This is a genomic window from Burkholderia sp. AU16482 (assembly GCF_002223285.1).
Classification (GTDB): Bacteria; Pseudomonadota; Gammaproteobacteria; order Burkholderiales; family Burkholderiaceae; genus Burkholderia; species Burkholderia semiarida.
Genome location: NZ_NKEY01000005.1, coordinates 36,564 through 56,221 on the forward strand (window position 1 = coordinate 36,564; position 19,658 = coordinate 56,221).

Annotated in this window: 19 protein-coding genes; 11 read left to right on the forward strand and 8 right to left on the reverse strand. The window is 67.0% G+C overall.

Annotation, left to right across the window (positions count from 1 at the left end; translation table 11 throughout):
• Positions 1-51 precede the first annotated feature (51 nt).
• Entirely contained in the window at positions 52-504 is a 453-nt protein-coding gene (gene arsN2, locus CFB35_RS17120) for an arsenic resistance N-acetyltransferase ArsN2 (protein WP_230951141.1), read from the forward strand.
• Positions 505-652: 148 nt separating this feature from the next.
• The gene (locus CFB35_RS17125; RefSeq protein ID WP_059576287.1) at positions 653-1,315 is read left to right on the forward strand and encodes a MarC family protein; all 663 of its coding nucleotides are present in this window, start codon (positions 653-655) and stop codon (positions 1,313-1,315) included.
• A gap of 54 nt (positions 1,316-1,369) precedes the next feature.
• Here the strand turns inward: CFB35_RS17125 and CFB35_RS17130 are convergent, their stop codons facing one another.
• The 5 genes from CFB35_RS17130 to CFB35_RS17150 form a co-directional block, all read right to left on the reverse strand.
• Positions 1,370-2,221: an ion transporter gene (locus CFB35_RS17130; protein WP_059576284.1), complete on the reverse strand. Its 852-nt coding sequence runs from the start codon at positions 2,219-2,221 to the stop codon at positions 1,370-1,372.
• Positions 2,222-2,286: 65 nt separating this feature from the next.
• Positions 2,287-3,096, reverse strand: a complete 810-nt coding sequence (locus tag CFB35_RS17135) for a TlpA disulfide reductase family protein (protein ID WP_059576281.1) — start codon at positions 3,094-3,096, stop codon at positions 2,287-2,289.
• A gap of 526 nt (positions 3,097-3,622) precedes the next feature.
• The gene (locus CFB35_RS17140; protein WP_059576278.1) at positions 3,623-4,534 is read right to left on the reverse strand and encodes a LysR family transcriptional regulator; all 912 of its coding nucleotides are present in this window, start codon (positions 4,532-4,534) and stop codon (positions 3,623-3,625) included.
• A gap of 75 nt (positions 4,535-4,609) precedes the next feature.
• Positions 4,610-5,314 (reverse strand): cysteine hydrolase family protein, encoded by a 705-nt coding sequence (locus tag CFB35_RS17145; RefSeq protein ID WP_081066609.1) that lies wholly within the window; start codon positions 5,312-5,314, stop codon positions 4,610-4,612.
• 380 nt (positions 5,315-5,694) lie between these two features.
• Positions 5,695-6,705 (reverse strand): hypothetical protein, encoded by a 1,011-nt coding sequence (locus CFB35_RS17150; RefSeq protein WP_059576275.1) that lies wholly within the window; start codon positions 6,703-6,705, stop codon positions 5,695-5,697.
• 177 nt (positions 6,706-6,882) lie between these two features.
• On the opposite strand from CFB35_RS17150, the gene CFB35_RS17155 reads away from it, so the two are divergent.
• Entirely contained in the window at positions 6,883-7,134 is a 252-nt protein-coding gene (locus CFB35_RS17155; RefSeq protein WP_059576355.1) for a type II toxin-antitoxin system Phd/YefM family antitoxin, read from the forward strand.
• Positions 7,134-7,553: a type II toxin-antitoxin system VapC family toxin gene (locus tag CFB35_RS17160; protein ID WP_179231754.1), complete on the forward strand. Its 420-nt coding sequence runs from the start codon at positions 7,134-7,136 to the stop codon at positions 7,551-7,553. The genes CFB35_RS17155 and CFB35_RS17160 overlap by 1 nt, the downstream gene beginning before the upstream one ends.
• A gap of 119 nt (positions 7,554-7,672) precedes the next feature.
• Here CFB35_RS17160 and CFB35_RS17165 read toward each other — a convergent pair whose 3' ends face one another.
• The gene (locus CFB35_RS17165; RefSeq protein WP_059576272.1) at positions 7,673-8,710 is read right to left on the reverse strand and encodes an aldo/keto reductase; all 1,038 of its coding nucleotides are present in this window, start codon (positions 8,708-8,710) and stop codon (positions 7,673-7,675) included.
• Positions 8,711-8,837: 127 nt separating this feature from the next.
• On the opposite strand from CFB35_RS17165, the gene CFB35_RS17170 reads away from it, so the two are divergent.
• The 5 genes from CFB35_RS17170 to CFB35_RS17190 all read left to right on the forward strand — a co-directional run bounded on the left by CFB35_RS17170 (position 8,838) and on the right by CFB35_RS17190 (position 13,173).
• Positions 8,838-9,719 (forward strand): LysR family transcriptional regulator, encoded by an 882-nt coding sequence (locus tag CFB35_RS17170; RefSeq protein WP_059576269.1) that lies wholly within the window; start codon positions 8,838-8,840, stop codon positions 9,717-9,719.
• 189 nt (positions 9,720-9,908) lie between these two features.
• Positions 9,909-10,208 (forward strand): helix-turn-helix transcriptional regulator, encoded by a 300-nt coding sequence (locus CFB35_RS17175; protein ID WP_059576266.1) that lies wholly within the window; start codon positions 9,909-9,911, stop codon positions 10,206-10,208.
• 20 nt (positions 10,209-10,228) lie between these two features.
• Positions 10,229-11,581, forward strand: coding sequence for a pyridoxal-dependent decarboxylase (locus CFB35_RS17180; RefSeq protein WP_089465314.1), 1,353 nt, complete (start codon positions 10,229-10,231; stop codon positions 11,579-11,581).
• Between the two features lie 183 nt (positions 11,582-11,764).
• Positions 11,765-12,232: a cupin domain-containing protein gene (locus tag CFB35_RS17185; RefSeq protein ID WP_059576260.1), complete on the forward strand. Its 468-nt coding sequence runs from the start codon at positions 11,765-11,767 to the stop codon at positions 12,230-12,232.
• A 113-nt stretch (positions 12,233-12,345) separates the two neighbouring features.
• Positions 12,346-13,173 carry an SDR family NAD(P)-dependent oxidoreductase gene (locus CFB35_RS17190; RefSeq protein WP_060010367.1) on the forward strand — a complete coding sequence of 276 codons (828 nt, stop codon included), beginning with the start codon at positions 12,346-12,348 and terminating at the stop codon, positions 13,171-13,173.
• 75 nt (positions 13,174-13,248) lie between these two features.
• On the opposite strand, the gene surE is transcribed toward CFB35_RS17190, so the two are convergent.
• The gene (surE, locus tag CFB35_RS17195) at positions 13,249-14,028 is read right to left on the reverse strand and encodes a 5'/3'-nucleotidase SurE (RefSeq protein ID WP_059576257.1); all 780 of its coding nucleotides are present in this window, start codon (positions 14,026-14,028) and stop codon (positions 13,249-13,251) included.
• A 526-nt stretch (positions 14,029-14,554) separates the two neighbouring features.
• Between surE and CFB35_RS17200 the strand changes: the two genes are divergently transcribed.
• The gene (locus CFB35_RS17200) at positions 14,555-15,223 is read left to right on the forward strand and encodes a response regulator (protein WP_059576254.1); all 669 of its coding nucleotides are present in this window, start codon (positions 14,555-14,557) and stop codon (positions 15,221-15,223) included.
• Positions 15,224-15,396: 173 nt separating this feature from the next.
• Positions 15,397-18,414, forward strand: coding sequence for a hybrid sensor histidine kinase/response regulator (locus CFB35_RS17205; protein ID WP_059576251.1), 3,018 nt, complete (start codon positions 15,397-15,399; stop codon positions 18,412-18,414).
• A 42-nt stretch (positions 18,415-18,456) separates the two neighbouring features.
• On the opposite strand, the gene CFB35_RS34405 is transcribed toward CFB35_RS17205, so the two are convergent.
• Complete coding sequence (locus CFB35_RS34405; protein WP_143328734.1) at positions 18,457-19,533, reverse strand: fimbrial protein; 1,077 nt, start codon at positions 19,531-19,533, stop codon at positions 18,457-18,459.
• Positions 19,534-19,658: the final 125 nt, after the last annotated feature.

Genomic DNA, 19,658 nt, shown 5'->3' on the forward strand with positions numbered 1-19,658 from the left:
GCGCGAGTGTGCTGGATTCGGGGAATGTCACGGCAAACCGGGAGTGGAACCATGGTGTTTCTTCGTCAAGCGACCGAATCCGATCTGACCGCGATCGACGCGCTGCTTCGTGCCAGCGGTTTGCCGACTGCGGGCGTTGCCGTACATCTGCCGCATTTCGTCGTTGCCGACGCGGCATCCGGCATCGTTGGGTGTGGTGGAATCGAGTTCCACGGACGCCATGCGCTCATTCGTTCGATCGCTGTCGTCGAGCACGCGCGTCGCGCCGGCGTCGGGCGGATGCTGGTGGCCCGCCTGCTCGCGGAATGCCGCGCGCGTGCCGTCCAGTCGGTCGCGCTGCTGACCACGACGGCGGAAGACTACTTCGTCACGCAAGGCTTCGTCCGTATCGCCCGCGAGGCGGTGCCCGCGCCGTTGCTGGCGTCCAGCCAGTTTCAGGGCGTCTGTCCGGGGTCGGCCGTCGCGATGCTGATGATCTGCGACGCAAAAATCGGACGTGGCTGATTTCCTTCCCGGTTCATATTCCCGACAATTCAGGTTCTGCGGCCCGGCACACCCCCGTGTGCCGGATCATGGAGATATCTCCTCTTCGCGGCTGGTCTTCCCGACTGGCCGCTTTTTTATTCCTGTTCGTTACCGGAGAGTACGATCGATGCAGCTCGACCGTCTGATCCCTGAAATCCTGTTCGGCTTCACCGGCCTGATCGGCATCATCAATCCGGTCGGTATGGCATTCGTGTTTCTCGAGCGCACGCAATCGCTGACCGAAGCCGAGCGCGCGATTCTGTCGAAGCGGCTCGCGACGAACGTCTTCGCCACGCTGCTCGTGATTTTCTTCGCCGGCGCGCCGGTGCTGAATTTCTTCGGAATATCGATGGAGGCGCTGCGGATCGGTGGCGGCTTCGCGGTGGCCGTGGCCGGCTGGTCGATGCTGAACGCGCCGGACGTACCGGCCGGCGGCGACGCCGCCGCGCACGGCGATGACCTGCACAAGCTGATGTCGCGCGCGTTCTTTCCGCTGACCGTGCCGCTGACGATCGGCCCGGGCTCGATCGCGGCCGGCATCGCACTGCACGCGAACCGCGCGCATACGGCGAGCGACTATCTGTTGTCGGGGGTCGTATCGGCGGCGGTCGCGGCGCTCGTCGCGTTCGCGATCTGGCAGATCTACAGCCGCGCGACGACGCTCGCGCGCTATCTCGGCAGCGAAGGGACGAAGGTCGCGATGCGCGTCTCCGCATTCCTGCTGCTGTGCGTGGGCGTGCAGATCATGCTGACGGGAGTGGCCGCGTTCGTGCAGACGCTGGGCGGGTAGGCGCGATGAAGGGGCGTCGTCGTGGCCTGCTTTCGAGGCCGGCGGCAATGTCGGCTACGTGTCGTTTCGATGCACATCCGCGCGCCCGCGCGGTGCCGCATCGGTTTCCCCATGCGACGGGAGCGTGGCGCCGCAATGCGGGCAACAGGATATGTCGCCCTTGCCGGCCCGCTTGTGCTCCAGCGCCGACGCGACCAGCTCCGCGCCCATGATCCCGGTCGGGAACGCGATGATCCCGTAGCCGAGCAGAATCGCGCACGACGTGATCAACCGGCCGAGCGGCGTGACGGGCGTCAGGTCGCCGTATCCGGTCGTGCTCATCGTCACGGCCGCCCAGTAGACGCCCACCGGAATGCTCGTGATCCCGTGCTCCGGCCCTTCCACGAGAAAGATCACGGTGCCGAGAATCACGACGAGCACGAACATCCCGCCGATGAACACGAAGATCTTGCGCCGCGCACGCGTGAGCGCGCGGATCAACATCTGCCCTTCCTCGAGATAGATCGACAGCCCGAGGATGCGGAACACGCGCAGCAGCCGCAGCAGCCGCACGTCGATCAGCGCGTGCAGGCCCGGGAAGAAGAACGCGAGGTAGGTCGGCAGCACCGACACGAGATCGACGATGCCGAAGAAGCTGCGCGCATACGCGGCCGGCTTCTTCGCGGTGCAGAGGCGCAGCAGGTACTCGGCGGAAAACAGCAGCGTGAACGCCCATTCGGCCGCGTAGAGCGCGTGGCCGTATTGCTGGTGCAACTCCTGCACGCTGTCGGCCATCACGACGAGCACGCTCGCGACGATCAGCGCGAGCACGGCGATGTCGAGCTTGCGCAGGAACGAAGGGCGGCGCGCGACGTGCGCGACCGCATCGCGCGCCATATCGAAGGCGGACTGGATCAGCGAAATCATGGGCCCGAGTGTACGGGCCGTGTATCGCCCGGCCTATCGGACAGGTCTGATTCCTGCGTTGCGGGCTACTGCCCGAAGCGTTGCGTAACGGTGTCCTTCAACCGCGCGGCGGTCAGCTCGCCCATGTGCGATTCCACGAGTTGGCCTTTCGCGTCGAAGAACAACGTGGTCGGCAGCCCGCGCGAGCCATACGCATGCATTGCGTGCAGCGAAGGGTCGAGCAGCACGTGATCGAAGCGCAGGTGCTGCTGTTCGAGGAACGCGCGCACCGCTTGCGCGCTTTCCCCCTGGTTGAGCATCAGTACCGTGATGCCCGGATGGTCGCGCTGCGCCTGTTCGAGGATCGGCATCTCGCGGCGGCACGGCGCGCACCACGTCGCCCACAGGTTCACGACGACCGGCTTGCCGACGAAGCCCGCCGGCAACACGGGCGTCGAATCGAGCGCCTGGAGCGGCATCGCGGCAAGCGGCGGCGCGCCGCGCTGCAACGTCGCGAGCGTGCCTTGCGCGATACCCCACGCACCGAGGCCCGCGACGATGCCGGCGAGCACCGGCCGACGCAGCGCGGGCAGACGGCGCAGGCGCCAGCCGGCGAACACCAGCGCGGCCGCGATACCGATGCGCGCGTCGAAGCCGCCGTCGCCGAGCGCGACGATCGCGCGCGGCGTCGCCGCATAATCCGGCCACCATTGCGCGACGTAACCGACCCGAGCGGCGATCAGCCCGAGCAGCAGCACGTCGAGGATCAGGCTCGACGCGCTCTTGTGATGCCCGTCCGGCGGACGGCGCTGGATGAAGCGCGCGACGAGCCACGCCAGCAGCGCGGCGACGGCTACCGCGACGACGCGGATCGAGAAGGGACCGATGCTCAGCATGAGGCAGGAAGAATGATGGACGTGATCGAGCGGGGCTGAAAGGCGGATGGCCGCCGCGGCGATCGAGCCGTCGGCGGTCGTGCGGCGTTTCGACCGGTTGCCGCGGATGGGGTTCCTTTCCGGAACGTAACGGCGTGTTGCGGAAAGCGACAGGCGCCAGGCGGGGTAGCCCGGGATTGCATGCCGTTCACGTCGGCGTGCAGCGAATCAGACGGGGCCGATGGTCAGCAGCGTGCCGTTCATCAACAATATGCATGCCGGTCTGGTGTGGTGTCCGCCGGTATCCCGCACAGGGATCTCTCCTTGACGGCCGCTCCGCTCGCGAGCGGCCGCTTTTTTTGGCGTCGTGCGTGCACGCGTGAATGCCTTGTGGCGGTCGGTGGGCGCGGCCGCACTCCGGTGTATATCGGCTGGTTTAACGGAATAGGAACGCTGCCAGATGCGAGCACAGGGCATTCACGCGTTCGCGACATGACGCCCGTCGCGGCTGCCCCGGCGCATCCGCGGGCGGCTGTCGATCGCTTGCTCACTGGCCGTCGCCGCCGGCATGCGTGCCGTAAAGCGCGGCGACGAAGTCGACAAACGCGCGCACCTTCGGCGGCACGTGCCGGGATTTCGGATACAGCGCGTAGTAGCGGCGCTTCGCCAGCGTATGGCCGGGCAGGATCGGGACGAGCCGCCCGTGCGCGATGTCGTTGCTTACCGTGTGGTGCGTGAAGGCGCCGATGCCGAGGCCGCCGAGCGCGGCCGCATGCAACGCGGTGATCGCATCGATGCGCAGCGGGCCGTCGAGCCGCACCGTGACCGGTGCGCCGTTCGGCGGTGTGACGCGCCAACTGATCCGGTCGCCGCCGCCGCTGTAGGCGAGCAGATCGTGTTTCGCCAGTTCAGCGGGTGTGCGCGGCAGGCCGCAGCGCGCGACATAGTCCGGCGCCGCGACGAGAATTTCGTCGGAGAGCGCCAGGGTTTTCGCGACGAGATCGGAGTCCGGCAGTTCGCCGCTGATGCGCAGCGCGACGTCGAACCCTTCGCCGATCAGATTGACGAAGCGGTCGCTGCACGACACGTCGAGGCGAATGTCGGGGTAGGCGGTGCGGAACGCGGGCAGCCATGCCGGCATTTCCAGCGTGCCGACCGACAGCGGCATGCTGACGCGCAATACGCCCGACGGCTGGCCGGGCGTATCGGTCACACTCTCCGCCGCTGCCGCGACGCGCTCGAGAATCTCGACGCATGCGTCGTAATAGCGCTCGCCGGCGGGTGTCAGCGAGAAATGGCGCGTGTTGCGGTTGACGAGCTGCACGCCCAGGCCGGCTTCGAGCAGTTTCAACTGGCGCGATACGGTCGAATGGGTCGTGTCGAGGCGATCGGCCGCGGCCGAGAATCCTTTTGCTTCGACGAGGCTCCGATAGACGCGCATCGCGAGCAGTTGATCCATGTCGGGCTCCGGTTCGCGGAAGAAACGGTGATCGGGCCGCCGCACCCGCTTCGACGGGTGCGGTGCGGCGAACGATCAGCGCAGCGGCAGGGCGAGGATGTCGGCCGTCGTCTTCACGTCGCCGAACGTATCCTCGATCTCGGCGAGCGCGGCGCGGTGCAGCGTGTCCTTGTCGATCGACTGGCCGTTCGCGCGTGCGATGGCGCGCGTCGCAGAGGCGTCCGATGCTACCACGACGCCGTAGCCGAGCGGCGCGGCATCCCGGGCGGCGCCGGCGACGCATGCGTGCGTCATCAGGCCCGCGATCACCAGCGTCTTGATACCGTCCGCCTTCAGGCGCTTGTCGATATCGGTGCTCGCGAACACGCTGACCGTTTCCTTCCGCACGACCACGTCCTGCGCGCGCGGCTTCATTTCCGGAATGAACTCGACGGTCTTGCCGCCGAGTGCGAACAACGCCGAGCCTGCCGGCGCGACGTGCTGGACCTGGTAGACGCGCATGCCGTTGCGGTCCGCGAAGTCGATCAGGCGCTTCGCGTTGGCCATCGCCTGTTGGACGTCGGCGATCGGCATCCTGCCGTTCAGGTATTCGTTCTGGAAATCGATGACGACGAGCGCGGTCGTCTTCGGGTCGAGATGGTCGATCGGTTGCGCGCCGGCCATCGCGCGAATCGTCGGCGTGGCGGGCAGGCTGGATGCGGCTTCGGCGGTCGGCAGCATGGTGGCGGCCGACGCGAGGACGGCGTAGCGGGCGAGGTTGCGGATCGAGAATGCAAACATGACGGGGCTCCTGTGGAAATGTCGAGTGCCTCGAACTATAGGGACGTCGCCGCGAATACGCGCCACCGCCGGGAAAACATCACCTGTGCGGACGGCGAACGAATCGCGCGGGACCGCGGCCTGGCGATGCGTTGTGCGAACGGCTGGCCGTTGTCTGTCCGTCGGTGCGTCATGCAAGGATAAAAAACGGGCGCGCATCGATCACTCGGTCCCGGCTGATTCAGGCGGGAATTCCCGTGAGGCGGGTCTTATCGAACGCAGGAGACACGCGCAAGCGAAAGGCGGCGTAAGCGCCGGCCGTCGTTGCGGCCGCAAGCAGCGGCGGCTTTTTGATAGACAGGCAGGCTTGCGGGAAGCGGGAAGTGCGAAGCGTGATGCCGTCAGCGTCGGGAGCCGTTGCCCGATTCCGCCTCACCGAGCCGATACGCGGTAAAGAACGCGTACCACGGCGACCCTTGCGTGACCGGTATGCCGAGCGCCGCCGTCCGCTGTTTCAGCGCACCGAACACATCGTTGACGAACGCATTCAGCGCTTTGTCGCCGAATGGAACCGGTTGCGTTCGTCCTGCGGCGAACGCGCCGTACGCGATCGCCAGCAGGCGCGCGCGGTCGTCGGTTCCCGCGATCGTCGCGTTGATCGTGTCGACGAAGCGTGGCCGGTCTTCATCGCGCGCGGCGGACAGGCACAGGAACACGATCGCCGATAGTTCACGCCGGTCTTCCACCCTCAGCAGCGCAGGCAGTCGGGCAACGATCCGCTCCGCGGGTTCCTCGCGCAGCGCATCGCCGAAGTCGAGTACGGCGGTCATCGGATTCGTGTCCGCTTTCAGGCGCTCGAGTGCCGGTTGCGACGCCGACGACACACCGTCTTGCGTCGCGGCCGGTGCGGACCGCAACGCGTCGGCCACCTGCCGCGCCCACTCCGGAAAGATCATCCGCACGTTGCCGAACTGCTCGCCGCCTTCGGCGGCCGGATTCCACCGATAGACGATCGTGCCGCCGCGAATGAACGGCGAATACAGATGCTCGGGCGTTTGCGGCGGCGGCCGCCGGTTGATCGGCAGCCACGCGAGCGTGAGCCAGTCGTAGCGGCCCGCCGCGGGCACGGCGGGGCTCGCGCTCGCGACGACCTGCCACGTGCCGCGATTCGCATAGCGGCGGCGCGCGTCGGGTACCGGGACGGTGCGGCCTTTCGCGGTGTCGAAATACGTGTTGCCCGTGACGTTCGCGCCGCTGTCAGCGGCCGGCGTGATGGTCGAGATGACCCACGACGCGCCGTCCGCCGAGCGGTAGTCGGACGGCTTCAGCGTCGCCACGTCGTGCACCATGCGCGTTTCCGCCGCGACGGGGCCCGGCGGGGCATTGGCGGGTGCGGCGAAGATACTCGGCATGGGCAGTCCTCGGATTCGGGTGCGCATCGCCGAGCAGGGGATGCGGTGCGGTTGTTTCTCGTAACTGTAGGACGTTGCTACAGATATCGCGAGGAATCCCGGCGCACAGGGCCAGGAGTGACACGGATTCACATTTTGTAGCAACATACCTACATATATGGCTTGCAGGAGTCCATCGTGACCATCACCACCCTCTCGAGTCGTGAGCTCAACCAGGACGTGACCAAGGCAAAGAAGGCGACGAAGGATGGCCCCGTGTTCATCACCGACCGCGGCAGGCCGGCCCATGTGCTGCTGAGTTTCGAGGAATACCAGCGTCTCACCCGGCAGCGGCGCAACATTGCCGACTCGCTCGCTATGCCGGGTGTCGAGGACATTGAGTTCGACCCGCCGCCCGCAAACGTCAAAATCAAGGAGGTCGGCTTCTGATGATGTTCGTTCTTGATACCAATGTGGTTTCGGAACTCCGGAAAGTGCGGGCGGGCAAGGCGGACAGGAACGTGGCGGCCTGGTGTTCGACCGTCGATGCGTCGGTGCTGTTTGTCTCGGCCATCACGATCATGGAGCTGGAGACCGGTGTCTTGCAGGTCGAGCGCAGAGGCACGGAACAGGGGGCGCTTCTCAGGGCATGGCTTGACGGGCACGTGCTGCCCGAGTTCGCTGGGCGCGTGTTACCGGTCGATACCGCCGTCGCCCAACGATGCGCACGGCTCCATGTGCCGGACCGGCGATCCGAGCGGGACGCGCTCATTGCTGCGACGGCGATCGTGCATGGCATGACGGTCGTGACGCGCAACGTTGCCGGTTTTGTTGAAACCGGTGTCGCGATTCTGAATCCGTGGGATTGAGCGAATAGATCAACTTGCTCCCGAGGCGAAATCGGATTCTGCCGCTGGTCGCAGTCGTCTTCGCGGGCATCGAACATCGGCGCGACCGACGAGTCGCGCCGCCGCGTCAGCGTTGCCCTTTACCCGCGCATCGGCGGATCGAGCCGCGCGAACGCTGCCTGCCGGCGATACGGGAAATGCGGATACGGCGCTTCCACCGCGCTCGCCGCATCGAGCGTCGCCATCTGCGCATCGGTCAGCGCCCAGCCGACCGCGCCGAGGTTCTGCCGCAACTGTTCCTCGTCGCGCGCGCCGACGATCACCGACGACACGGTCGGCCGCTGCAGCAGCCAGTTCAGCGCGATCTGCGGCACCGTCTTGCCGGTTTCCTCCGCGATCGCGTCGAGCGCGTCGACCACGTCGTACAGGCGCGCGTCGTCGACCGGCGGCCCGTAGCTGGCCGTTTCATGCAGGCGGCTGCGTTCGGGCAGCGGCGCGTTGCGCCGGATCTTGCCGGTGAGCCGGCCCCAGCCGAGCGGGCTCCACACCAGCGCGCCGAGGCCCTGATCGGCGCCGAGCGGCATCAGGTCCCATTCGTAGTCGCGGCCGACGAGCGAGTAGTACACCTGGTTCGCGACGTAGCGCGACCAGCCGTGCCGGTCGGCCGCCGCGAGCGACTTCATGATCTGCCAGCCGGCGAAGTTCGACACGCCGATATAACGGAGCTTGCCCGCGCGCACGAGATCGTCGAGCGTCGACATCACTTCCTCGACCGGCGTGCTCGCATCGAACGCGTGCAGTTGCAGCAGGTCGATGTAGTCGGTGTCGAGGCGGCGCAGCGCGTCGTCGACGGCGCGCACCAGCCGTGCGCGCGACGTGCCCGCGTCGTTCGGGCCGTCGCCGGTCGGCAGGCCCGTCTTGGTCGAGATCAACGCCTGGTCGCGGCGCCCCTTGAGCGCGGCGCCGAGCACGCGTTCGGACGCGCCGTCGGAATACACGTCGGCCGTGTCGAACAGGTTGACGCCGGCTTCGAGGCAGATGTCGACCAGGCGGCGCGCTTCGTCGACGCCGGTATTGCCCCATGCGCTGAACAGCGGGCCGGTGCCGCCGAAGGTGCCGGCGCCGAAGCTCAGGGCGGGGACCTTGAGGCCGGAGCGGCCGAGCGTACGGTATTCCATGTGCATTTCCTTTCGTCGTGTGAGCGCGGCGCGGCCGCGCGTCGATCGTCACGCGATCACTGTACCGTTTGCGGCTTTTCCAGATAATCCGGAAGATGGCGAAAATATCCTTCGGATGGAGCGAACAATGCTGCTCGACAACCTCGCGCTGTTCCTGCGCATCGTGGAGAAGGGCGGGCTGGCCGCGGCCGGCCGCGAGGTCGGCCTGTCGCCGGCCACGGTGTCCGAACGGCTGACGGCGCTCGAGCGCCACTACGGCGCCGCGCTGCTCACGCGCACGACGCGCGCGATCAGCCTGACCGACGAGGGGCGCACGCTGGTGGACGGCGCGCGACGCCTGCTGGCCGAGGCCGACGAACTGGAAAGCCGTGTGCGGCTGGGCATGCAGACGCTGTCGGGGCCCGTGCGGCTCAGCGCGCCGGCCGATCTCGGGCGCGAGCGGGTCGTGCCGATCGTCGACGCATTCCTGGCCGAGCATCCGGGCGTGACGGTCGACCTGCATCTCGGCGACGGATATGTCGATCTCGTCGGACTCGGGCTCGATTTCGCGATCCGCCGCGGCACGCTGGCCGACAGCTCGTTGCGCAGCCGCTCGCTCGGCCGGGCGCGGCGCGCGGTGTGCGCGTCGCCCGCGTATCTCGCCGCGCATGGCACGCCACGGCATCCGGACGAACTCGCCGAACACGACTGCATCGTGATGCGCTTCGGCCAGGATCTGTATGCCGAATGGCCGTTCAGCATCGACGGCACATTGAAGCGCGTGGTGGTGCGCGGCCGGCGCGTCGCCAACGACGGCGCGCTCGTACGTGCGTGGTGCGTCGCGGGGCACGGTATCGCGCTGAAGTCGCTGGTCGATATCGAGCGGGATCTGGCGTCGGGCGCGCTCGTCGAGGTGCTCGGCGCGTTCTCGCCGGGCGACGTAGATCTGCAGATCGTCTATCCGGGCGGCGTCGCGCAGCCGCGGCGCGTGCGGGCGTTGATCGACAGGCTCGCGCAGGCGCTGGCGTAGCGGCACGTTGCTTGCGCCGCGTACGAGCGGCGAGCGGTTGCGGCGGCGATATCGCTGCGATTGCATCGGTGCTGGCGCCCGATGCCGGCGCGTGGCGAGCCACACCACGCGCCAAAAGCGCGCCTCGGATTCATTGCCCACATTTCGTCATTTAGCTAATATTCAAAACGACAAACGAAGCCGAACCCTATGGACGACGTCACCCGCCTCAGCGCCCTGGCCAACGAAAGCCGTCTGGCCGTGATGCGCTGGCTCAAGCAGCCGCGCAAGCATTTCCCGCCGCAGCCGCACGGCGATGTCGACGCGCTCGGCGTGTGCTGCACGTACATCACCGAGAAACTGGGCATCGCGCCGGCCACGACCACGCGCCACATGCGCATCCTCGCGGATGCCGGGCTCGTGCAGGCGACCCGCGTCGGCAAGTTCACGTACTACAAGCGGATCGACGGCGCGCTGCGGCAGCTCGGCCGCGATCTCTCGCAACTCTGACTCCGACCGAGGCAACCGACATGGATGAACTTGCACTGCTGGCCGATGCCGACCGGCGCGCGCACGCGTATCTGGCCGCGACGAACGAACGGCGCGCGTTTCCCGATGCGGGGGCGCTCGCCGGCCTTGCGGCGTTCGACGAGCCGCTGCCCGATACGGGCCGCCCGGCCGACGACGTGCTGCGCCTGCTCGACGAGCGCGGCACGCCCGCGACGGTCGCATCGAATGGCCCGAACTACTTCGGCTTCGTGATCGGCGCGACGCTGCCGGCCGCGGCGGCGGCCGAGCGGCTGATGCTCGCGTGGGACCAGTGCGCGTCGTCGTATGCGAATTCGCCGGTGGCCGCGACGCTCGAGCGCCAGGCCGCGCGCTGGGTCGTCGAGGCGCTCGGGTTGCCCGGAGGCAGCGCGGTCGGTTTCGGCACGAGCGCGACGGCCTGCACGCTCGTCGCGCTGGTGGCCGCGCGGCGCGCGCTGCTCGCGCGCCAGGGCTGGGATATCGACGAAGACGGGCTGATCGGCGCCCCCGAGGTGAAAGTCGTGATCTCCGCGCTCGCGCACATCACGGTGAAGAAGGCGCTGCGCGTACTCGGCTTCGGGATGAAGCGCATCGTCGTCGCGCCGGTCGATACGCACGGCCGGATCGACCCGGCGCAGTTGCCGCCGCTCGACGACATGACGATCTTCTGCGTGCAGGCCGGCGAAGTGAACACCGGCGAATTCGATCCGTTCGCGGCGCTGATTCCGCCCGCGAAGGCGGCCGGCGCGTGGGTCCACGTGGACGGCGCGTTCGGCCTGTGGGCGCGGGCCTCGTCGAAGCGCGCATTGACGGACGGCGTCGACGGCGCGGACAGCTGGACGACCGATGGTCACAAGTGGCTCAACACGCCGTACGACGGCGCGATGGTGATCTGCCGCGACGCGGCCGCGCTCGCCACCGCGATGAACAGCGACGCCGTGTACCTGAGCGGCGCGCAGGATGCGCAGAAGAATCTGAACCTCGAATTCTCGCGGCGTGCGCGCGGCATTCCCGTGTGGGCCGCGCTGCGCTCGCTCGGCCGCGCGGGCGTCGCGACGATGGTCGAGCGGCATTGCGCGCAGGCGGCGCGCGTGGCGGATGGCCTGCGTGCGGCCGGCTACGACGTGATCAATCGCGTCGTGCTGAACCAGGTGCTCGTGCGCGCCGGCACCGACGAGGAAACGGCGGCGATTCTCGAAGCCGCGCAGGCGTCGGGCGACGTGTGGTTCGGCGCGACCGTATGGCAGGGGCGGCCGGCGTTCCGGATCAGCGTGTCGTCGTGGCGCACGGAGGATGCGCACATCGATCGGCTCGTCGCATTGCTGACGAGGTTGCGCGGCGTGCACGCGGGTTGAGCGTCACGCGTCGTCCGACGTCGTAACGGTTGCGTACGCAACTTTCTGGCGTTCGATGAAGTGCCGCGCGGCATGCGGGGCGCGCGACACATCCGCAGGCGTGAAAATGTCGGACAATAGTCATCGCGCGGGCCGCGCCGGCACCGCGCGTTCAACCGAAGCATTCACGCTTGCGAGATCCCCATGTCGACTTCCTTTCCCCGGGAACTGCTGAAGGCCGCCGATATCGCGAAGATGGAACCGACGCGCGAGGTGCATTCGCTCAATCCCAATGCCGTTCGTCTGAAGCGGCAACTCGGCGACCTGACCGGCCTGACGCAATTCGGCGTTCATCTGCTCACGCTGATGCCCGGTCACGAATCGGCCGAATATCACCGCCATCTGTACGAAGAGGAATTCGTGTACGTGCTGTCCGGCACCGGCACGGTGACGATCGGCGGGCACGCCAGCGAAATCGGGCCCGGCGATTTTTTGGGTTTTCCGCGCGGCGGCGACGCGCATACGGTGCAGAACACCGGCGAGGCGCCGCTGGAGCTGCTCGTTGGCGGGCAGCGGCTCGAACACGACGTGTGCGAATACCCGCGTATCGGCAAGCGGCTGTATATCGCCGGCCAGCTCGAGGAGTATGTCGAGCTGCCGAAGGCGCCGTGACGGCGGATCGAACGTCATCGACGGAGCGGGCCGTTCGGTCAATCACGATGAATTCGCTTCTCGCGACCCTGTCGCGCTTATGATGCGGGAACGCCACTGAAAGGTTCCACGCCATGGACGCGCCGCTCCCGCCGATGTCTGCCCCGATTTCCGAAACGGCTCCTGAAACCGAAGCCGAAGCTGCCGGCGAACCGCGCGCGTCGCGCGTGCATCGGCCGGTCGCGCTCGTGACCGGCTCGACGTCGGGAATCGGGGCGGCCGTCGCGCGGCGCCTCGCGGCCGACGGCTACGCGGTGATCCTGCATTCGCGCACCTCGGCCGACGCCGGGCGTGCGATGGCGCGCGAACTTGGCGGCGCCTATGTGCAGGCCGATCTCGCCGACGACGCCGAGCGCGTGAGATTGATCCGCGACGCACTCGCCGTGCACGGGCGGCTCGACGTGCTCGTCAACAACGCGGGCGTCAGCCGCGTGATTGCGCACGACGACCTCGCGGCGGCCACGCCCGACGTGTGGCGCGAAATGCACGAGATCAACGTGATCGCGCCGTTCCGGCTCGTCGCCGAAGCGCAGGCCGCCCTGCGCGAGGCGGCGTCGCACGGGCGTGCCGGGTGCGTCGTGAACGTCAGTTCGCATGCGGGCGTGCGGCCGAAGGGCGCGTCGATTCCGTATGCGGCCGCGAAGGCCGCGCTCAATCACACGACGCGGCTGCTCGCGCGCACGCTTGCGCCGGCGATTCGCGTCAATGCGGTCGCGCCGGGGCTTGTCGATACGCCGTTGACCGCCGACTGGACGCAAGCGCAGCAGCTGTGGCGCGAGCGCGCGCCGATGCGTCGCGCGGCGACGCCGGACGATATCGCGCAGACGGTCGCGATGCTCGTCGCGTCCGATTACGTGACGGGCGAGATCGTGATGCTCGATGGCGGGTTGAACCTGACGTGACGGGGTGACGCGGAGAACCGGCGGCGGTGCGCGCATCGTGTACGCAACCGCCGGGTTCGTTCGCAGGGGGATCGATCAGCCGAGGTTCGACCGCAGCCGCGCGAGCGCCTGGTCGTGCGTGCGTTCGAACTTCAGCGGCGTGACCGCGATATACCCTTCGCCGAGCGCGACCGTTTCCGAATCCGCATCGTCATCGCGCGGCGCACGCGCGAGCTTCAGCCAGTGATAGTCGATCTCGCGCGGATCGCGTCCCGACACGATTTCGACGCCCTGCAGCGTGCCGGCGCCCTGGTTCGTCACCTTCAGGCCGCGCACGTCGTCGGCCGGCCGCGGCGGGAAATTGACGTTGAGGCACGCATCGCTGTCCCAGCCGGCGGCGGCGAGCCGGCGAATGACGTCCGGCGCGTGCGCGAGCGCGGTGCCCCACGGCACCGCGTTGCGATCCGTGAACGCCTGGCTCAGCGCGATGGCCGGCACGCCGACCAGCATGCTCGTCATCGCGGCGCCGACCGTGCCGGAAAACACCGTTTCGGTGCCGAGGTTCGCGCCGCGATTCACGCCCGACAGCACGACGTCCGGCCGCGCGCCCTTCATCAGGTGGCTGACCGCGATCGCGACGCAGTCGCCGGGCGTGCCGCGCACCGCGAAGCGGCGCTCGCCCTTGCGATGCACGCGCAGCGGTTCGTGCAGGCTCAGCGAATGCGACGTGCCGCTCTGGTCTTCGGCGGGCGCGACGATCCACACTTCGCGGGCGAGTTGCGTGGCGACCTGTTCGAGTATTTCAAGGCCGGGAGCGTCGAATCCGTCGTCGTTGGTGAGCAGGACGCGATCGAACAGCGGGCGGGTTTCTTGCATCGGGACGATCCTCGCGGAAGGCAATGAGGGGAAGTGCGGCGTGGCGCAAGCCACGAGGCTGATATGACTCCCGGCGTCGACCGGGGATCGGTTTCTCGAGTCATGTTGCCAGAATTTCAGCGATTCGCCTTCAGGTAATGCCGTTATGCGGTGCCTCACCGACATCCTGGCAATTCGCAACTGCCCGGCGAGCCGAGCTGTCCAAAGCGCGCCACGTAGCGTGGCGACCATGCCTCGCGGGCGCGTGGCCGGCTCCGGTATCGTGTAAAAAGCGGCGAGTCGTCGATAACTTCGAAAAATCCGCACGACGGGGACGTGCGGCCATATCCTGTGCACTGCCGGCGCAGTGCGCGTACCGTCCGCTGCTCGGCCGCACGCCGATTTCCGGACGAACCGGAAATTATTCTAAAATTGAGCCGCTATTGCCCGGTATGCCGAGTACGGCCTGCAACACGATGGTGGGAGCATGCTTCCCATCGCGGCGGGGAAGCGGCGCATCACCGAAAGCCTCGGCGGAAACAGGAACATGGAAGAATTTTTTGTGCGCGTGATGGTAGCCGACGATCATCCCGCGTCCGCGCTGGGCATGTCGCAGGCGCTGCAAGGCAACAGCACGATCGGGCTCGTGGGCACCGTTTCGAATTCGACGGACCTGGTTGCAGCGCTCGACGTGCAGCAGAGCGACGTGCTCGTGCTCGACTATGTGATGCCGGGCGGCAAGTACGGCGACGGGCTCGTGCTGCTGTCGTTCCTGCAGCGGCGCTATCCGGCGCTGCGCATCGTGACGATCACGATGATCGACAATCCGAGCGTGCTGCGCGCGATCCACAAGCGGGGCGTGAGCTGCATTCTCAGCAAGTCCGATGCGATCTCGCACCTGATCGGCGCCGTGCATGCCGCGTACGTCGGTGCGAGCTACACGTCGCCATACATCAAGCAACTCCTGCACGACGCCAAACCCGAGCCCACCGCGCGCGCATTGACCACGCGCGAAATCGAGGTGGTGCGATTGTTCGGTGCGGGCTACACGGTGGGCGAGATCGCCACGCAGCTTCATCGGAGCAAGCAGACCGTCAGTTCCCAAAAGTCGAGCGCAATGAAGAAACTCGGTATCGTGCGCGACGCGGATCTGATCCGCTACAACGGCGAACAGGATCTCGACGGCGCACCCGACGACGAGGCGTCGCGGACGTGACGCGCCCGCGGGCCGGCTGTGCTCCGACTCCGCTGCGGGCCAGTGCCGCTGAAACGATGCATGTGCGTGTCGGCGGTGCGCGCCGCGCGACAACGCTGTTTTCGGGGCGCCGACGCGTGGAGGTCGGTAAACGATGCGGCATCCGCGGCCGCGTGTGACGAGATCGACACGACATGCCTGCAAAACTGAAAAGACTTCTTTCGTCCGCCACGCCGACGGGTCGCAAGTCATTCGAACCGGCTCGCGTGAGGCGACAGCAGCAGTTCCTGCTGTATGCAAGCGGCGCCGCGATCTCGGTGTTCATTCTGGTGTGTGCGGCGCTCGTCGTGCTGCTCGATGTGAAGGAATCCCTCGAGCGCGCCCGCGTTGACTTCACCGAGCGCAAGGCGGAGTTCTTTGCCGAGCTGGAGGTGATGAAGGCGCTGCAGAATCGCTATGTCGACAACATGGAGCAGCGTTGGGCGCACGGCCCCGTCATTGCGCCGGGCTCGCCCGGGCTGTTCGACGGCAAGCGCGGTAAACAAACCCTGGTCGGCCGGATCGGGCCGGTTGCGGTCGCGGCCTTCGTCGATGTCCCGTCAGCCGATCCGGCGAATACGCGCCTGCCCTATCTCGAAAACTTTCTCGGACAGGTGGAGACGACCGGCGTGCTGCCGCCGAAACCGGCGATTTCGGTATTCGCGTCCTATCTGATCGATTCGAACGGCGATTATCTTGTCGCGATGGGGTATCCGGTGGTCAAGCGAGCGCTCTCGTGGCCGGCCGGTTTCGACGTGCGGGCACTCGTTCGGCAACTGCGGCCGCTGAACGACGGCGCGTCCGCCCCGGCGGCTTCCGCGGCGAACGCGATCACGCTCGACCGTCGATTCGACCCGGTGCTCGGGCGCGCCGTGTTGCGGCTGGTGCAACCGGTGCGCGGCGCGAACGGCAAGCCGGTCGCCTGGTTCATCACCAACAGCCGGCCGCAGATGGACGAGATCGTGCGTCCGTCGAGCATCGGCGCGGACTACGCGCTCGTCGACGTCGGCGGCAATCTGCTGGTCGGCCGTCAACCCGATGATGTGACAGCCGCCCTGGCGCTCGCCGACGCGCGCCGCACGCAAACGGTCGTTCGTCGTGTCGGCACGCACTTCGTCATCGGCAGCCAGATACGGGAATCGGATGCGGTGCTGATGGCGACGCTCTCGTGGCGCGGCGTTCTGTACGATATTGCCGCCGCCCTCGGCGTGACGCTCGGGGCCGCCGTGTTCGCCATTGGGCTGCTGTGGGGCGCCATCGTGTCTTTCGACCGGCGCGCGCTGCGTCCGGCGAATCGCCGTGCAATTCGCCTGATCGAAAGCGAGGCGCTCAACCGTACACTGATCCGGACCGCGCCGGCCGGGCTCGTGCTGTTGTCCTTTGCCGATGGCGAGGCGATCATGCGCAACGAAGCGATGATCGCGTACGAGCGGGAGGTGGCGGGCGAGCCGCTCGGCACACTGCTGTGGCGCGCGTACCGGGACGGCGCCCCGGCCGGCAACGCGCGCAAGCGCGTGACGCGAGAGCTGGCCGTCGAGCGCGCGGGGGCCGGCATCGTCTATTTCGACGCGCACATCGCGCGCACCAAGTACCGCGGCATCGACGTGCTGCTGTGCACGCTGCTCGACATCACGGTGCGCAAGCAGGCGGAGGAAAAGCTGCGCGAGGCGCGCGAAGCGGCCGAACTCGCGAACAAGGCGAAGTCGACGTTCCTCGCGACGATGAGCCACGAGATCCGCACGCCGCTCAACGCGATCATCGGCAACCTGGAGTTGATGGCGCACGCGCAGATGGCGCCGCCGCTGCGGCGCCGGCTCGGCACGATCGTGTCGTCGTCCGATGCGCTGCTGCGCGTGATCAACGACGTGCTGGACCTGTCGAAGGCGGAATCGAATCAGATGACGCTGGAAGTCATGCCGTTCGACCCCCGCCGTCTGCTGCTCGACATCGCGGCGTTTTTCCGTCCGCTCGCCGATGCAAAGGGACTGGCGCTCGAGTGCGCCGTGTCGGCGGAGTTGGCCGATGGTTATGTCGGCGACCCGACCCGCCTGCGGCAACTCGTGTCGAACCTCGTCAGCAACGCGATCAAGTTCACCGAACGCGGCAGCGTGACGCTCTCGGCAGGGCCGGCGCGCATCGGCGCCCACAGGCGCGGCCTCGAAATACGCGTCGCGGACACCGGCATCGGCATACCCGCCGACCGCATGCCGGCTTTGTTCGACGTCTACATCCAGGCCGATGCATCGACCTATCGCCGCTTTGGCGGCACCGGCCTCGGGCTGCCGCTATGCCGCCATATCGCCACGCTGATGCACGGCGAACTGACCGTCGACAGCCGCGTCGACGAAGGCACGACGTTCACCGCGACACTGCCGCTGCCGGCCGCCCCGGCCGGATGGCGTGCGGATACGTTCGAGCACGACGCGGCGGCCGACGCCAGGCCGGAACCGGATGACCCAACGCGCGCGCCGTTGCGGGTGCTCGTTGCCGAGGACCATCCCGCGAGCCGCGCGTTGCTGCGCGACCAGCTCGATGCGCTGGGGTACGACGCGATAATCGTCAGCAACGGCGTGGAGGCGATGCGGGCGTTCTTCGAGCATCCGTTCGATGTCGTGTTGACCGATCTGGGCATGCCGGAGCTCGACGGCTACGCGCTGACGAATTTCCTGCGGGAACAGGGGGCAACGGTGCCCGTGATCGCGATGACCGCGCATGCGACGGAGGAAGACTACCGACGCTGCGCACGGGTGGGTGCCGCGGAAGTCGTACTCAAGCCGCTGTCGATGTCGGCGCTCGATGCCGCGCTGAGGCGGCATGCGGCTTCCGGCTCGCCCGCCGTGGAGCATGGTGATCACGGCAAGCAGCCGGCGATGACCGACGAGATCCGGCTGAAACTGTGCGAGGCGACGCTTCGCTCGCTCGCGGCAATCGACGCGGCGCTGGCGAGCGGCGATATCGGCACGCTGAAGACCGAATTGCACTCGCTGCGAGGCGGTTTCGCGCTGGCCGGCGACACGCGGACACGGGACGCATGCGCGCGCGCGGAACGTATCGCGATGGATGAAGGCGTGGAAGGGCTCGCGCCGGCATGGCCGGCCTGCCGCGCGACGATCGCGGCCGCGCTGGAGCGGTTGTCCGGCGCCGAAACGCGAGCGCCGCGTACCTCGAACTGACCGATGGCGGCGCACGGCTGGTTGTCCCGATCCGCTTCGGCTCTATTGATACGAAAGCGTAAAGGACGCCCGCGCGTTGACTTGCCCCGGTGTGATTTTAGGTGCGGTCTTCACGTATTTCGCGACGATCGGAATGGTCAGGGTGCCGCTTCCCGTCACTCTGCCTGCGAGCCACTGATTGGTGTTGCCTTTCAATGAGGAATCGGGGCCGAAACCGAGCGGCGTCGAACTTCCCTCCTTGAAGAGCTGGATGCCGATACCCGTTGCCGTCGCCTCGGGAGCGAGACTGAGAACGTTTCCAGTGTTCGTTGGCGTGACGACATCGGTCAACGTGACGTAGACGCCGGTCGATTGCTTGCAATTGACCATGAGCGATGTGGTGCCGGATTCGGTGGACACGTCGCCCACCGAAGCCAGCCTGGGGGCAAACAGCTCCGGTAGCGCGACGCTGCTCTGCGTGGCCGACGTCAGTGAGCAGCTGGTGGCGGTGATGTTGATCCTGAGCGGGTTCATATAAATCGCGGAAGCACGACCTCCAGAGCCCTGGTCCAAGTAAACGTCTCCGATTTTGGTATAGGGGATGGAATAGGAGCCCGAAACGAGTGCTCCGCTGAATACAAGCGCAACGCGAGCGTAGAGGTCCGAGCTGGAGGGGTACACCGGAATCTGTGTCCAGTCCGAAGTAACGGGGGACCACGGTGATAGCGGGCTGGCGCCGTTCTGTACCGCTGCCATGAGTGCGTAGCCGATTCCGGGAATGCCGGTTTCATATACCGGGTGCGATTTTCCTCCATAGGAAAAGGTGATGCCGGGAACCAGTTTTCCCGGTGACCGGACTCTATACTGTTTGCCGTCGCAGTCCGGGCCTATGAAGTAGGTGGTTCTTTGCTGTTCACTGAGTGCGCCCGAATTCACGAGCGTGCCGGGATTTTTCGCGTCCCGGTTGCTCGTAATGCTCGTCTGGAGCGTCGGAGACAATGGTGGAGGCGCATCGCCGGGAAACGAACATGCGCGAGCGGCGTCCGACAGGATGAACGGTGCACATCCCAATGCAAGAAGCGACAGTAGGACATTCCAACCGCGCGAAGCGGATAAGCGAGGTTTCGTGGATGGTTTCACCCGTTGCTCCTTTGAAAAGAAGCAAGGCGTACGCTTGCTTCGTAAATGAATGGGTCGTGGTTCATGTCGTGCACGGCATGCTCGCGGGCGATCAGCCGCGCCGGACCACGCGCGGCCACACCACG